Source organism: Fibrella aestuarina BUZ 2, assembly GCF_000331105.1.
In the GTDB taxonomy this organism is placed as follows: Bacteria; Bacteroidota; Bacteroidia; order Cytophagales; family Spirosomataceae; genus Fibrella; species Fibrella aestuarina.
On the sequence record NC_020054.1, the window covers coordinates 2,569,393 to 2,584,251 of the forward strand.

A 14,859-nucleotide genomic window follows, 5' to 3' on the forward strand; every position below is an offset into this window, starting at 1 on the left:
CAGCTTCAGACGAGGTTGACGAAGGTCATTGGTTGGTATAATTCACTTCGTCGCACGGCCGATGAAATAAAGGGATAAGCGCAGGTAGCGGTAAAAAGAAAACGCCACTCATCGGAGCGGCGCTTTGCCTAATTGCATAAACCTAATTGCTAATCGGTATCGTTATTGCCTAGCAAATGCCAGGATTTTCAGGCGTATTTTCTACGCTTGCCCGCCTCGTTTTCTGAGTTAGCGGCATCGGTGCAGATGGCGACAAGGTGGCCGGGCTAACGGGGAGGTGTCTGGTAGGGTAGAAACCAGCCAAGATTTCGCCTAGATTTAGTGACCATGTTGAAACCATTGTTCTACTGACTGTTGGCGATGGTGCAGCTGGCTTACAGAAAGTGGTAGCGAACGAAGGCTTCCATCGCGGCATAATCGGCCAGCCCCAACTGGTTGTAAAGGGCGGCGGTATCGCGGTTGCGGTCTTCGGCCCGTTGCCAGAATTCGCGGGCGTCGTTGCCCTGAAACACAACGCCATCTTTCTGCGACTGATGCTTGAAAATGCCGTATCGCTTCTGTAACACCTGCTCCGGCGACATCGGTACGGCCATTTCAATCTCGTGAATACCCCATTCGGCCCAGGCGCCCCGGTACAGCCATACCCAGCAATCCTGCATATAGGTCTCGTGTTTCAGCTGTTGTAGCGCCGCGAAAATGCCATCCAGACATACTTTATGCGTGCCGTGTGGGTCGGCCAGATCACCCGCTGCGTAAAGCTGATGCGGCCGAATCCGGGCAATCAGGTCGGCAATGAGGCGGATGTCGTCCGCACCAATCGGGTTTTTCTCAATGCGACCTGTCTCGTAGAAAGGCAGGCTCAGAAAATGGGCGTTCTCGGTCGGGATACCCACAAACCGGCACGTATTTTTTGCCTCGCCCCGTCGGATCAACCCTTTGACTTTTCGGACGGCATCGGGGTCCTGCTCCGAGGCTTTCTTGGTTTCCAGCGCCCGCTTCGCCTCCGAAAAGAGCGTGTCAATCGCAGTGGCTTCGATGCCAAACTGCTGCTTGAAGTCGACCACAAACTCCAGAAACCGCAGGGCTTCATCGTCGGCTACGGCGATGTTGCCCGACGTCTGGTAGGCCACGTGTACCTCGTGACCCTGATCGACCAGCCGTTGGAACGTACCGCCCATCGAAATAATATCGTCGTCGGGATGAGGGCTGAAAAGCAACACCCGTTTTCGGGCCGGTTGGGAGCGCTCAGGCCGGTTCGTATCGTCGGCGTTTGGTTTGCCGCCCGGCCAGCCCGTAATGGTGTGCTGCAACCAGTTGAACACTAGTATGTTGATGTCGTAGGCTCGCCCATGCTGCGCCAGCAGATCGCTCAAGCCGTGCTCGTTGTAATCACTATTGGTCAGTTTCAGCACGGGCTTGTTGAGGCTGAGCGCCAGTTGCGTCACGGCCTTCTTGATGAGCGTGGGTGTCCAGGTAACCGCATCGAATAGCCAGGGCGTTTTCTGGATCGTCAGTTCCGAGGCGCCCGCTTCATCGACAATGATGGTCGCGTTTGGGTGCGTTTGCAGGTAAGAGGCCGGTAGCAGTTCTGAAACGGGACCTTCAACGGCGCGTTGCAGAATCGTGGCTTTGTGCTCACCCCAGGCCAGTAAAACGATACGTTTCGCCGCCAGAATGGTGCGTATCCCCATCGTAATGGCTCGTTTGGGCACCTGCGCCAGCCCCCCGAACTCAGCGGCCGCATCGGCCCGCGTCAAGAAATCGAGTGTAATCAGCCGCGTGGTCGACTGCTGATGGGAGCCCGGTTCGTTGAAGCCAATGTGGCCGTTTCGGCCAATGCCCAGTAACTGAAAATCCAGCCCGCCCACATCCTGAATTTTTTGTTCGTAGTCGGCACAATACGCTTTGAGGTCGTCGGCTGGCAACGTACCTGTGGGGATATGAATGTTTTCCGGACTGATGTCAACGTGGTCAAACAGATGCTCGTGCATGAAGCGGTGGTAACTTTGCAAGGCATCCGGCTGAATCGGGTAATACTCATCAAGATTAAACGTGATGACCCGCCGAAAGCTCAAGCCTTCCTCACGATGCAGACGAATTAACTCGGCATACACTTTTTTGGGCGATGAACCGGTGGCCAGCCCCAGCACAGTCCAGTCGCCGGTTCGCTGGTGGCTAACGATCAGGTCGGCGATCTCCTGCGCAACAGCTTTCGACGCCAGATCGGCAGTCGGGTAGAGTTGCAGCGGCACCCGTTCGAAAGAGAGGGTAACTGGCGCGGTAGCCGTGGCTAAAGAGGGTTGCGAATAAGTCATGAGGAGCTTTAAAGAGCGACGTGATACTGGTTGGCGAGATACTCCTGCACCACTTTCAGGTCCGTTTTACTGGTCAGGTCAGGTACGTGTTCGGCGAGCGGGATCGTGTAAAACCCCTGTCCGTATTGCTGCCCATACAGGCTGACGGCGGTGGGCAATTCTTTCTCGTTACGAACCGGGTGAAAGGGCGTTGCTTCCAGAATGGGCAGCATAGTAGCGGCTTCCATCACGAACAGATTCATGCTGACGCCCAGTCGGCCCTGCGACGCCAGTACCGCTTCGGCTTCGTCGTCGGTTGGCTTCTCGATGATCTCTTCCAGAAAACCATCAGGGTCGGTCTTAATGAGCGCAAACGCTTTGATTCGGTCGATGGGAAATGCCAGCGCATCCCGATCGTAACTGATCAGTGCGTTCGGGTGGGACGATTCCCAAAGCGTTTTCAAGGCCGTGACGGAGTATAAGTTATCGCTGTTGCAGACCACCAACCGCCCCGTCTGCCAGTCTGGATGTTGCTTGAGGGCCTGGTATACGGCATCGGCCGTACCAGCCGGTTTCTGCCGGTCGGGCGGGATCAGCTGCCGGGCAAACCGAAACGTCATGTTCCAGAGCTGATCGGTTTCGGCCAACCGCTCGTAGTAGTCCTGCGTGACCGTGTCGGTTGGATGCAGTAGCAGGAGAACGTCTGTAAAACCCGCCAGATGTGCGTTGAAGAGCAGGTAGTCGATGAGCGATTTACCCTGTTCCCCGACGCCGATCATTCCCTTGGTGAGCGAATCGGCCTGTTCAAGCAGGGTGGCGTCTACCCCGACCGGGGCGTCTGAACGTTGTTTCATGCGCGACGAGGCACCCCCCGCCAGAATCAGTAATCGTTTTTTCTCTGCCATCTTGGGTAAACGGAGCAATAAGGATTGGTTGAGTAAGTACGTAGCTGGCCTCAGGAAACTGACAGGGACGACTGCGGGCTTGGCGTGGGAAGCGCTTCCAGGCGGGTACCTTCGGCCAGTTGCACGATGAACGCCTCGCCCCCAGCCCGCTCAATGGCTTCGGCAACCTGCTCCGGGGCGTCAGGGGCATAGGCAAACATGCAGCCTCCACCCCCGGAACCGTTGATTTTACCCCCCAGCGCACCAGCCTCGAGCGCCGCCTCGACCATCCGGTCGATTTTAGGGGTCGATATGCGCTGGGCATCGCGCAGATTCTGGTGGTGGGCCGTCAGGAGTTTGCCAAACTGCTGATGGTCGAGTGAATCGGCTTCCAGAAGCACCAGCGCCTGCCGAAGAATATCCCGGTTATCGAGGGTACCCGCCAAGAGGCGCTGCTCATCGGCCGACAGCAGGTGGCGATAGCGCGCTACATCCTGCTGCCCGGCGTGCTGAAGTGAAAAGTCGGGGTTGAGCGCCTGGATGCGGGCCACAAGCTGGCGCATCCCGCCTTTGACCCGGCCCAGGATACCGATGGTATCTTTCGGCTGATGCGAATTGCCCAGCACGAACGTACCCAGCTTGGGATGCAGGGGGCGCAGTTCGGGCGTGGGCGACGTAGCCAGGTAGATAACCTGCCCAACGGCCGTGGCGTAGTGGTCCATCATGCCGCCCGGCTCCCCAAATTCCAGTACTTCGGCGCGGTAGGCCAATTCGGCCAGCCGCTGGGGAGAAAGCGTCTGCGGCTTAGCCGCTAGCTGGGTCAGAACATGCAGCCACGTAACCAGCAGGGCCGACGAACTGGACGTACCGGCGTTGATGGGAATGTTGCCACGTACCTGCCCCTCGATGCCGCCCGAAAACCGAAAGCCCTCCTGCCAAAGCACGTTAAGGGCACTACGGAAATAATCGCGCTGGCGCTGATAGGCTAACGGCGCTGTCGTAAGCGCGAAACATACTTCGGTGCCCAGGTCGGGCAAGTGCAACTGGACGTAGGGGGCCGAGGTCGCCCGGGCCGTCAGTTGGATCCGGCAGGAAATGGCGGCGGCAATGATGGGCATACCCAGGTAATCCTGGTGTTCACCAAACAGGCAAATGCGGCCAGGCGTTGAAGCAGTTACGGAGATCACACCAGCGTTGATTAGAACAGATTTTACGGTTTCAGCTCAAATGGCTGCTTGACAGGTCTCTACATGCCGCATCGGCGGCTGTGTAGGAACCTGAGTGAGGGCAAACTACGCGACAATGCATGGCCTTCGGAAGCACCAACAGGCGGCTCGAACCGAAAACCGAGGCGTTTTCTGCTGACAAACGTTTGCGCATCCCTACGCTAACGTTTGCACAAAAGGCCACTTTTTTGCGCCGCTGCCACTGGCTGAAGGCAGCCCTGCCGAATCGTTGCCAAAAGAACCCGCCTGGCCAGCCAGGATTGAGGCGTGCGCGCGGGGAGGTCGCCGAACAGACCAGGCGGGTGGGGCCTTCGAGGGCGTGGGTTGGTACCGTCGGCACTGAAAGACGTTCGTAAACCCCGACAGGCGGCCCCCGGAGCAGGAGAGCGAGTGGCCCTTGTAGGTTCGGCTAAATGCGGGCGTTCTGCGTTCCGTTCGCCGCCCTTAAACTTGTCCAGCGTCTCATTTACCGCTTTCGGCCTAGTTTGCGTTATCTTTGGGCAACGGTCATTGGCACTGATCCATGGCCAGTCAGAGTCCACTAACATCGCATGAGTGAATATAGAGATCGGCTGCGCGCCGTCCGGCATGCCTTTGGCGCGTTTCGGCAACGGGTTCGCAGTCGCCGCCAGCAGTTGGGCGGCCGGGTCACGCGTCTTGTTGGCGAAGAGCGTGTCGACAACTGGAAAGATAAACTTATGGCCCGTCGCAATCAGTTTCGGGCTTTCGTTCACCAATACATTGATCCTGAAAGCTGGTACTACCCGTATGCGCGGGGGCTGGCTAAATACAGCCTGATTCTTTTGGGCGTGCTGGTCGGGTACGTCTTTGTGCTGCAAACCAATTTTCTGTGGCTCACTGGCTCTCTACCCGACCCGGAAGATCTGCGGAATCCCAAGCTGAATCAGGCCTCCGAGATTTACTCGCTGGATGGGCAGATGATTGCCAAATTCTACGCCGAAAACCGGACCCCTATCGAGTATAAAAACATTCCCAAACACCTGATCGAGGCGTTGATTGCCACAGAAGATGCCCGGTTTTATGATCATGGTGGCATTGATCCGCGCGCCATTGGCCGCGTGGTGTTCAGTTTTGGCCGGGAAGGTGGTGGCTCCACGATTACGCAGCAATTAGCCAAAAACCTGTTCAAGACTCGCCGCCGTGATACAGACGGGCTATTGAACCGCATTCCTGGCGTGCGCAAAGTGATTTATAAATCGAAGGAGTGGCTGATGGCGATCAAGCTGGAAAGCAACTTCTCGAAGGAAGAAATCCTGAAATACTATTTCAATACGGTTGATTTTGGGTCAAACTCGTTTGGGCTAAAAACGGCCGCCAAAACATTCTTCAACAAGGCACCCGACAGCCTGAGTGTGCAGGAGGGGGCCGTGCTGGTGGGTTTGCAAAAGGCCACCACGTATTACAACCCGCTTAAGAATCCGAAAAACTCGCTGACGCGGCGCAACGTGGTGATCCGGCAGATGGCGAAGTATGGCTATCTCACCAAAGTGCAGGCCGATTCGATCAGTGAACTGCCCCTGAAGACCGATTACACGCCCGAAAACCCCTATGCCGGGCCGGCCAGCTACCTGAAGAATGCCGTCGTGGAGTTTGTGACGGAATGGGGCAACCGCAACGGCTATAACCTCTACACCGACGGCCTGAAAATTCACACGACCATCGACTCCAAAATGCAGCAGTATGCCGAAGAGGCCGTTAAGGAGAAGATGAAGAAGCTGCAAAAAACCTTTGATAACCACTGGCGGGGTCGCAGCCCCTGGACCGACGAAGATGGCAACGAACTGCCCGGCTTCATTGACTCCGTAGCCCGCCGTACGCCGCGTTACAAAGGGCTGGTGAAGCGGTTCCAGATCTACCCGGATTCGATCGACTATTATATGAAGGTCAAAAAGCAGAAGATGCGGGTGTTCGACTGGAGTAATAAAGGGTCGCACGAGGCGGAAATGACGCCTTATGATTCGATTGCCTACTACAAGCACTTTTTACAGGCGGGCATGGTCGCCATGGACCCTCACACGGGCCATATTCGGGCTTGGGTGGGCGGCCTGGATTACGACTATTTCAAATACGACCACGTGAAGCAGGGAAAACGGCAGCCGGGGTCCACGTTCAAGCCATTCGTGTATGCCACGGCCATCGACGATACGGCTTTCAACATGACGCCCTGCGACCGCATCCGCGATAAGCCGTTCCGCAAACCGTACCGCGAAAACGGTGAAGAGAAGGTGTGGGAGCCCAAAAACTCGACGGGTGGGTTCTCTTATTCGAACATGACGCTGCGCCGCGCCCTGGCCCGGTCGGTCAACTCCATTACGGCCCAGCTGACCGATATGGTTGGTCCGGAGCGCGTGGCCGAATATGCCCACAAGCTGGGTATCACCAGCAAACTCGCTGCTGTGCCCTCGATTGGATTGGGCTCAAACGATGTGTCGCTCTATGAGCTGGTGTCGGCCTATTGCTCATTTGTCAACGAAGGGCAGTACACCAAACCCATGCTGGTGCAGCGCATCGAAGATCGCAACGGCACCGAGATTGAGTCGTTTAAGGCCGAGCGTCGGCCCGCCATTTCGCCCGAGTCGGCCTACCTGATGCTCTATATGTTGCAGGGTGGGTTGCAGGAGCCGGGTGGCACGTCGCAGAACCTGTGGTCATTCGATCTGTTCAAGCACAACCATCAGATGGGTGGCAAAACCGGTACCACCTCCAACAACTCGGATGGCTGGTTTGTCGGCGTGTCGGATAAGCTGGTAGTGGGCGCCTGGGTCGGTGGCGACGACCGGAGTATTCACTTCCGATCGACCGATCTGGGCGAGGGCGCCAAAACCGCCCTGCCGCTGGTGGGTGGTTTCCTCGAAAAGGTGTATGCCGACCCCAAATTCCGGAACTTGCAGGGACCTTTTCCGAAGGCTACGGTCGATATTTCGAAAGAATACGACAACTGCGTAAATGAGTATGATGAGTCGGAGGGTTTCAGTACCGACTCGACCGGAACCGAGGGCGTGGACGGCGCTGGTGCGGGTGATTCACTGTTTGTGCCGCCACCACCGGTAACGCTGCCAGATCCACCCGATAGCACCAAAAACAACGGTCGCTAGGGCCGCGAGATAGCGTTTCAAAACGTACTTTGGCGTTTATGGTTTGTCGTCTAACGTTGGGTGGCTTCGTTGTCAGCCCACGTCAATCGACAAACAGTAAACGCCAATCTTGTTTATGGAACCCTACACCGACGATCCGAATAAGTTGAAGAACGTACCTACGGGTATGGAAACCGATCCTGAAGCCGATGAGCAGGTCATTGACCAGACCGGCGATAACGATCAGACGGGGGCGGAAGCGAACCGCCCCGACGACATCAATCCATCGGGCATTGAGAAGCCCGAGGCCGGCAACGAAACGCCGATGGACGATTTGGCCAATGCGCTGGCCTACGCCATCGACGGAAGCGGCACTGGCGTGGCCGGGGCGCCGCCCGTGGCACCGGTCGAAGGCGAAGAGCAAAAGGTCAAAACGGAGGGCATCACGGGCGCAGGCCACGATGACGAAGAAAGGAATCTGGCAGGCTAGGCCGTTGACGGTGCGAAAAACCGGGTTTGTCGCGGGCGGCCGGGTGTTGGTCGGAAAATGGGAGCGGTGGCAAATGGGCGCCCCTACTTTTGAGGCATCAACTCCACAATAAACGGCTACGACCATGAGCACTGTGACCCCCCTGCCTGCCAACCACGATCCCTACCTCTGGGAGATTGCCAACAAGCGCGTTGCGTTCAAACAGCACCTCTGGGGCTACCTACTGGTCAACGGCCTGGCCTGGTTAACGTACCTGGTGCTGTTGGTGGCTTCATCACGCCCCGGTATGCGCTTTCCGTGGCCGCTCTTTATGAATCTGGGCTGGGGCTTCGGCTTACTGTCTCACTACCTGAGCGTTTACCGAATCAACACCGCCAACGACCCGGTCGAGCGGGAGTACCGGAAGTTAGTGCGGAAATAATAGTCGCCTGCGCTGTGCATTGTTCACTGTCCTCAGCCTTCTGTTCGCTGTTGCGTTGTTCTCTATGGCGATTCACCCGGAATGCCTAGATCAGCCCAACAGCGAACGGAAGACTAAGGACAGTAAACTGGTTTACTCGCCGACGACTTCTTTGTATTGCATTCGGTAGAGGTTAGCGTAGAAGCCTTCGTGCTGAAGTAACTGCTCGTGGGTGCCCTGCTCCTTGATCTCGCCCTTGTCGACCACGATAATCTGGTTGGCTTTCTGGATGGTGCTGAGCCGGTGGGCAATCACGATGGCCGTGCGCCCCCGCATCAGTTTGCCGATCGCCTCCTGAATCAGTTCCTCCGTCTCGGTATCGACCGACGAGGTTGCTTCATCAAGCACGATGATACGCGGGTTCTGCACCATCGCCCGCACAAACGAGATCAGTTGTCGCTGCCCGACTGAGAGTGTAGCGCCGCGCTCCTGCACGTTGTACTCGTAATTGCCGGGCAACTGCATGATAAAATCGTGCACACCCACCAGTTTGGCCGCTTCAACGATCTGCTCCCGCGTGATGTTCGGATCACCCAGCGTGATGTTATTCTCGATCGAGTCGGAGAACAGGAACACATCCTGCAACACCACCCCAATCTGCCGCCGCAGGGTAGTCAGGTCGTAGTCGTGCACGTCGACGCCATCGATGGTGATGGTGCCCCGGTTGATGTCGTAAAAACGGCTCAGCAGGTTGATGATCGACGATTTGCCCGCGCCCGTAGCGCCCACAAACGCGATGGTCTCGCCCGCCTGCACGTCAAACGAAATGTCTTTCAGCACGTAGTTATCGTCATTATAGGCGAACCATACGTTTCGGAATGCCACGTCGCCCCGCAGTTTTTCGGGTGTATAGCTGCCGTTATTGACCGTGTAATCGTCGCTGTCGAGCAGGGTCAGCACCCGGTCGGCGCTGACGATCCCCATCTGTAGCGTGTTGAAGCGGTCGGCCAGCATCCGGATGGGCCGGAAAAACAGGTTGATGAACATCACGAAGGCCGTCACCGTCCCAAACGACACCTGTTCGTTTAGAATCTCGCGGGCACCATACCAGACCACCAGGCCCGTCCCCGCCGCTGACAGGATATCAGCCACCGGGAAGTAAATCGAATAATACCAGATCGAGCGGATGTTGGCCTTGCGGTGCTCATCGTTGATCGACCGGAATTTGGCGGCTTCGATCTTTTCACTGCTGAAGATCTGGACGATGTTCATGCCCGTGATGTGTTCCTGCACGAAGGCATTGAGGTTAGCCACGGCGGTACGTACCTCATTGAACGACGCCTTAATTTTCTCCTTGAAGACGTACGTGCTGAACAACATCAGCGGCACCATCGACAGGCTGATAGCCGCCAGCCGCCAGTCGGTGTAGAACATGACGGCGATGATGAGCACCAGTTGAAGAATGTCGCCCGCAATGGCGGCCATGCCTTCGCTAAACACGTCGGCCAGTGTTTCGATGTCGGAAATGGTCCGCGTCACCAGCCGCCCGATGGGGGTGTTGTCGAAAAATTTGAGCCGCAGGCCGAGAATTTTCTCGTAGAGCTGCACCCGGATGTCGCGGATGACGTGCTGCCCCAGCCAGCCCGACAGGTAGGCGTTGGCAAACTGGATAAAGGCCTGCACCACCAATACGCCCACCATCGTCGCCAGCATGAGCGTCAGGCCCTGATAATCGCCCCCGGCAATCTGGTTGTCGATGGTTTGTTTGATCAGCAGGGGCGTGATGGGGGCCAATACCGCTCCCAGCAGAATCACCCCAACCAATAAATAAAAGCGTCCCTGATAAGGACGTACAAACGCGTATAATCGGCTTAGAATCGTTACGTCAAATACCTGACCAGACGGGGATCCGCCGCTTTTCTGTTCGTCGCTCACAAAAAAACTGTTTGCAGTCTGCGGGTTACAGAGCACCAATACGTTGCCAGCACGACCCATTTGCCGCGAGCAGGACAACCGAAAGTAGTAAACTGGAAACCGTAAACGTTCTTTCTCGTAACAGCGAAGCTTTCGGGAAAGTTACCACCATACAAAAACTCACTGCTATGACCCTCGATTGGCTTTTTGCCGCCTGTATAGGCATTGGTTTGGCGGCCTGCTGCGGTTTTCGCGTGTTTGTGCCCATGCTGATCGCCGCCCTCGCTACCAAACTAGGTTACATTGATCCGCAACCCGGCTTCGAATTTCTGGGCAGCTGGAAAGCGATTATCGGTTTGTCGGTAGCAGCCGCCTTTGAACTGGGTGCTTACTACGTACCCTGGCTCGACAACGCCCTTGATACCATCGCTATGCCGGCCGCTGTTATTGCAGGTACGTTGCTATCGACCTCGTTTTTGCACATCAACGACGAAACCTACCGATGGGGCATGGGCCTGATGCTGGGGGGCGGCTCAGCGGGGCTGATTCAGGCCGGTACCAGCCTGTTGCGTCTCGGCTCGGCCATGACGACGGGCGGGGTAGCCAACCCGGTAGTGGCCACCGGCGAAAACGCGGCCTCGCTCGGGTTGTCGTTGCTAACGGTCTTTCTGCCCCTCTTTGCGTTCGTGTTGATTGTCTGTCTGCTGCTATACGTTGCCTTTCGGCTCTTGGCCCGGCGCCGGCTCCGCTTCACCAAATCTGACACGACCCAGCAGGCCGGAACACCCCTCAGCCCGTTCCCGCGTAGTAATAATGGAAAGCACTAAGGGGGAATTTGGTGTTTAAGGGTTAATCAAAGGCTAAACGACAAACGCGCATGGAAAACTACGAAGCAGGCATCGACCAGAACCAGGGTGTGGTCGGCACGATGGCCCGGAACCAACAGCATGAAGACACCGAACTCGTGGGGTCACGCGTGGGGCGGATGGATCCCAATAACGTAACCGACCAGAGCGGTGGCACGGTCAACGACGATGACGCCGTTGACGAAACCGACGAGATGGGCGAGCGCGAATACGTGAACGATGAGGATGAAGTAATCGACGATGAGGGTAGCCCGACCGGCGAGCACGATCACCATCAGGACGACAATTATTTACTCGGCGGCAGCACGGCACGCACCTCTGCGTAAGCTGTTTTATAGTACGATTCCAAGAAAATCCCGCCCACGGATTGCTCCCCGGAAAGCGGCCAAATCACACGTAAGCGGTGGTCTGGCCGCTTTTCTTTACTTCTGTATTTGTACTATTCTAATCCAAAATATCGGTACCGTAGGATAATTCTTAGGCGAAGCGCGTTCTACCCGTTGATTAATACCGTATTTTTACACAAATTCTAGTGAACCGGGCTATGGCCTCTTGTAGCCCGAGGGAGTTTTAATTAACCAACAAATACCCATACATTGATTAGAACCGTAAGTGTATCCGCTCTGATAGCACTGGCCAAACCGACCATTGCTACATCGCTTGTTGAGCCGGGAAAACCGGCAGACACCACTCGGCAGGAAACTGGCCAACCGGCCGTTTCGCAGAAATTAAATACGCCATTACTGTTAAACGCCGACTCCACCCGTCGGTTTGTGCCCATCTATTTTTGCGGCGAGGCGGTACCCATCGACCGCTCGTCGATTTCGCGCCAGTGGATGCGCACACTCATGCAGTGCCAGGCCCAACGCGAAGAACTGTATGTATTGCGGAAGCGGGCCGCCGTCTTCTTTCCGGTGATTGACCCCATTCTGCGGCGGTTTAGCATTCCCTACGATTTCCGGTACATTCCGCTGGCCGAAAGTGCGCTCGTCAACGACTGCGTGTCGCCAAAAGGGGCATCGGGCTATTGGCAGCTCATGCCGCAAACCGCCCGTGAATTGGGCCTGATCGTAAACGATGAGATCGATGAGCGCTACGACATGGAAAAAGCGACCATCGCCGTTTGCCGGTACCTGCGGGATCTTTACCGCGAACTGGGCTCCTGGACACTCGTGGCGGCCGCCTACAACGGCGGGCTGAGCCGGATACAGGAGCGCATGATCCAGCAGCGGCAGAATAACTATTTCAGCCTGAAGCTATACCGCGAAACGAGCCAATACCTGTTCCGGGTGCTGGCCTACAAAGAGCTGCTGTCAAATCCGCACTCGTACCGGTTATTGCTGTCGTCGGATGTGCTGGCGTATCTGACACGGCCGCTACCGGCGCACCTCACGCCCCTGCCCGGTCAGAAAACCAAAGGGGCTGCCGTAGCCGTTGGGGCCGATACCGACCTGCCGGATGCCAACCGCGTCGACCCCGCTTGGGGACCGCGTCAGGGCGATTCGTTCCTGGATGCGCCCTCGCTGGCCGATATACTACTCGCCGGTGCCGCCTACGCCAGTCTCGATCCCTTTGCCAATACCACCAACCCCGACCTGACCCGCGAGCAAAAAGGCATTCCGGTGCCCAAATTGCTGGGCCTGATGGTGCTGCGATTCCGTCGGCCCCGTTTCCTGCGGCAGGTGCCAGGCACAGGTCGCCGCCCCCGCCATCGGTGGGAATGGGTGTAGTTTTCAGGTCAACCTCCACGGTTTAAGGGTCAATGTTGTGCCGCCACGGCCTCGATGGGTGCGGGTAGCTCAATATTGACCTTTATATCGTAGACCTTGAACTAATTTTTTGCCCTATTTTTGGCCCCACGTTGTTGATAATTGACGCTTCCTGAATAGCTATGGCTGAATTAATCCGAATGCCCAAGATGAGCGACACCATGACTGAGGGTGTCATTGCTGAGTGGCATAAAAAAGTAGGTGATACCGTAAAATCGGGCGATGTGCTGGCCGAAGTCGAAACCGACAAAGCCACCATGGACCTCGAAGCCTACGACGAAGGCACCCTGCTTTACATTGGTATCGAAAAAGGGCAGTCGGTGCCGGTTGATGGCATCATTGCCGTGATTGGTCAGCAGGGCGAAGATTTCCAGTCGCTGCTCAATGGCAGCAGTGGTGGCAGCGTGGAAGCGCCCGCCCCGAAAGCCGAAAGCACTGCCCCGGCCGATAAACCGGCCCCCACTGCCGCCGATACCACGCAGGTAAATACCAACATGGCTGATGAAAAGGCGGTGTCGGCTGCTCCGGCTGCCGATGCCAACGTGAACGCGTCGGTGATTCGGATGCCTAAGATGAGCGATACCATGACGGAAGGTACCATCGTGGCCTGGCACAAAAAGGAAGGTGATACCGTAAAATCAGGCGATGTGCTGGCCGAAGTCGAAACCGACAAAGCCACCATGGACCTCGAAGCTTATGAAGAAGGCACCCTGCTCTACGTAGGCGTGAAAGAAGGCGAATCGGTCGCGGTCGACGCGGTTATCGCCGTCGTCGGTGAGAAAGGGGCCAACTTCAAAGTACTCATAAGCGGTGCCGAAAGCAGCGGCGCAGCTCCGGCGGCCGAATCGGCTGGAAGCGGCAACGCCACCGCCGAACAAAACCCGCAAACCAACGTACCTGCCAACGCCGACACCGACCTGTCGTATGCCGGTGGTACCGAAAACGGGCACGACGCCAACGGTCGCGTGAAGGCGTCGCCATTGGCCAAAGCTATTGCCGAGCAGAAAGGCATCGACCTGAAACAGGTGCACGGCACTGGCCCCGAAGGGCGTATCGTGAAAGCCGACGTGGAAGCGTTCAAGCCAGGTACGTCGGCTCAACCGGCTGCGGCCTCAGCGGCCCAGCCCGCCGCTCCGCAGGCTCAGCCCGCTCAGGCCCCTGCTGCGGCTACACCGGCTCCGGCTCCTCAGCCTCAGGCAACGCCCCAGGGCGAGTACGAAGATGTGCCGGTGAGCCAGATGCGGAAAACCATTGCCCGCCGCCTGAGCGAGAGCCTCTTCACGGCCCCGCACTTCTACCTGACCATGGAAATCAACATGGACAAGGCGATGGCGCTGCGCGGACAGGTAAACGCCGTGGCCCCGGCCAAAGTCTCGTTCAACGATTTCGTGATCAAAGCCGCCGCGCTGGCGCTGAAGCAACACCCCAACGTCAACTCATCGTGGCTGGGGGATAAAATCCGCAAGTACAAGTATGTTAACATCGGGGTGGCGGTTGCCGTCGACGAAGGGCTGCTCGTGCCGGTGGTGCGCAACGCCGACCAGAAAACGCTGTCGACCATTGCCGGTGAGGTGAAGGAGATGGCGGGCAAAGCCAAAGACAAAAAGCTGCAACCCAAAGACTGGGAGGGCAGCACCTTCTCGATCTCGAACCTGGGCATGTTTGGTATCGACGAGTTTACGGCCATCATCAACCCGCCCGATTCGTGCATCCTCGCGGTTGGGGCCATCAAGCAGAGTGTCGTGTTCGAAGGCGAGACGCCGAAGCCGGTCAACATCATGAAAGTGACGCTGTCGTGCGATCACCGCGTTGTCGATGGGGCTACCGGCGCGGCCTTCCTGCAAACGCTGAAAGGTTTCCTGGAAGACCCGATGAAGATGCTGGTGTAGACCAGATTAAGGGTAGCGTTTAATGTCCAACG

The 14,859-nt window shown here is 57.0% G+C and carries 11 protein-coding genes; 7 read left to right on the forward strand and 4 right to left on the reverse strand.

What is annotated here, in order from left to right; genetic code table 11:
- Positions 1-374: 374 nt before the first annotated feature.
- The 3 genes from nagB to FAES_RS10505 are packed head-to-tail and all read right to left on the reverse strand — an operon-like array spanning position 375 to position 4,365.
- A complete protein-coding gene (nagB, locus tag FAES_RS10495; protein ID WP_015331186.1) occupies positions 375-2,315 on the reverse strand; it encodes a glucosamine-6-phosphate deaminase in 1,941 nt (646 codons plus the stop codon).
- An 8-nt stretch (positions 2,316-2,323) separates the two neighbouring features.
- Positions 2,324-3,199, reverse strand: coding sequence for a sugar phosphate nucleotidyltransferase (locus FAES_RS10500; protein WP_015331187.1), 876 nt, complete (start codon positions 3,197-3,199; stop codon positions 2,324-2,326).
- A 50-nt stretch (positions 3,200-3,249) separates the two neighbouring features.
- Positions 3,250-4,365 carry a GHMP family kinase ATP-binding protein gene (locus FAES_RS10505; RefSeq protein WP_015331188.1) on the reverse strand — a complete coding sequence of 372 codons (1,116 nt, stop codon included), beginning with the start codon at positions 4,363-4,365 and terminating at the stop codon, positions 3,250-3,252.
- Between the two features lie 590 nt (positions 4,366-4,955).
- Between FAES_RS10505 and FAES_RS10510 the strand changes: the two genes are divergently transcribed.
- The 3 genes from FAES_RS10510 (at position 4,956) to FAES_RS10520 (ending at position 8,410) form a co-directional block, all read left to right on the forward strand.
- A complete protein-coding gene (locus FAES_RS10510; protein WP_015331189.1) occupies positions 4,956-7,520 on the forward strand; it encodes a penicillin-binding protein 1A in 2,565 nt (854 codons plus the stop codon).
- 115 nt (positions 7,521-7,635) lie between these two features.
- On the forward strand, positions 7,636-7,989 hold the full coding sequence (locus FAES_RS10515) for a hypothetical protein (protein ID WP_015331190.1): 354 nt from the start codon (positions 7,636-7,638) through the stop codon (positions 7,987-7,989).
- Between the two features lie 124 nt (positions 7,990-8,113).
- Entirely contained in the window at positions 8,114-8,410 is a 297-nt protein-coding gene (locus FAES_RS10520; protein WP_015331191.1) for a 2TM domain-containing protein, read from the forward strand.
- Positions 8,411-8,542: 132 nt separating this feature from the next.
- On the opposite strand, the gene FAES_RS10525 is transcribed toward FAES_RS10520, so the two are convergent.
- Entirely contained in the window at positions 8,543-10,324 is a 1,782-nt protein-coding gene (locus FAES_RS10525; protein ID WP_041258798.1) for an ABC transporter ATP-binding protein, read from the reverse strand.
- Positions 10,325-10,491: 167 nt separating this feature from the next.
- Between FAES_RS10525 and FAES_RS10530 the strand changes: the two genes are divergently transcribed.
- The 4 genes from FAES_RS10530 (at position 10,492) to FAES_RS10545 (ending at position 14,827) form a co-directional block, all read left to right on the forward strand.
- Positions 10,492-11,130: a DUF4126 domain-containing protein gene (locus tag FAES_RS10530; protein ID WP_015331193.1), complete on the forward strand. Its 639-nt coding sequence runs from the start codon at positions 10,492-10,494 to the stop codon at positions 11,128-11,130.
- A gap of 50 nt (positions 11,131-11,180) precedes the next feature.
- Positions 11,181-11,495, forward strand: a complete 315-nt coding sequence (locus FAES_RS10535) for a hypothetical protein (RefSeq protein WP_015331194.1) — start codon at positions 11,181-11,183, stop codon at positions 11,493-11,495.
- 270 nt (positions 11,496-11,765) lie between these two features.
- On the forward strand, positions 11,766-12,899 hold the full coding sequence (locus FAES_RS10540) for a lytic transglycosylase domain-containing protein (RefSeq protein WP_015331195.1): 1,134 nt from the start codon (positions 11,766-11,768) through the stop codon (positions 12,897-12,899).
- Positions 12,900-13,060: 161 nt separating this feature from the next.
- Positions 13,061-14,827 (forward strand): pyruvate dehydrogenase complex dihydrolipoamide acetyltransferase, encoded by a 1,767-nt coding sequence (locus FAES_RS10545; protein ID WP_015331196.1) that lies wholly within the window; start codon positions 13,061-13,063, stop codon positions 14,825-14,827.
- Positions 14,828-14,859 lie beyond the last annotated feature (32 nt).

Excerpts from the sequence above, each read along its gene's own strand:
- nagB (WP_015331186.1), bottom strand. The coding sequence starts at position 2,315 with ATGACTTATTCGCAACCCTCTTTAGCCACGGCTACCGCGCCAGTTACC.
- FAES_RS10500 (WP_015331187.1), bottom strand. The coding sequence starts at position 3,199 with ATGGCAGAGAAAAAACGATTACTGATTCTGGCGGGGGGTGCCTCGTCG.
- FAES_RS10510 (WP_015331189.1), top strand. The coding sequence starts at position 4,956 with ATGAGTGAATATAGAGATCGGCTGCGCGCCGTCCGGCATGCCTTTGGC.
- FAES_RS10515 (WP_015331190.1), top strand. The coding sequence starts at position 7,636 with ATGGAACCCTACACCGACGATCCGAATAAGTTGAAGAACGTACCTACG.
- FAES_RS10520 (WP_015331191.1), top strand. The coding sequence starts at position 8,114 with ATGAGCACTGTGACCCCCCTGCCTGCCAACCACGATCCCTACCTCTGG.
- FAES_RS10530 (WP_015331193.1), top strand. The coding sequence starts at position 10,492 with ATGACCCTCGATTGGCTTTTTGCCGCCTGTATAGGCATTGGTTTGGCG.
- FAES_RS10535 (WP_015331194.1), top strand. The coding sequence starts at position 11,181 with ATGGAAAACTACGAAGCAGGCATCGACCAGAACCAGGGTGTGGTCGGC.
- FAES_RS10545 (WP_015331196.1), top strand. The coding sequence starts at position 13,061 with ATGGCTGAATTAATCCGAATGCCCAAGATGAGCGACACCATGACTGAG.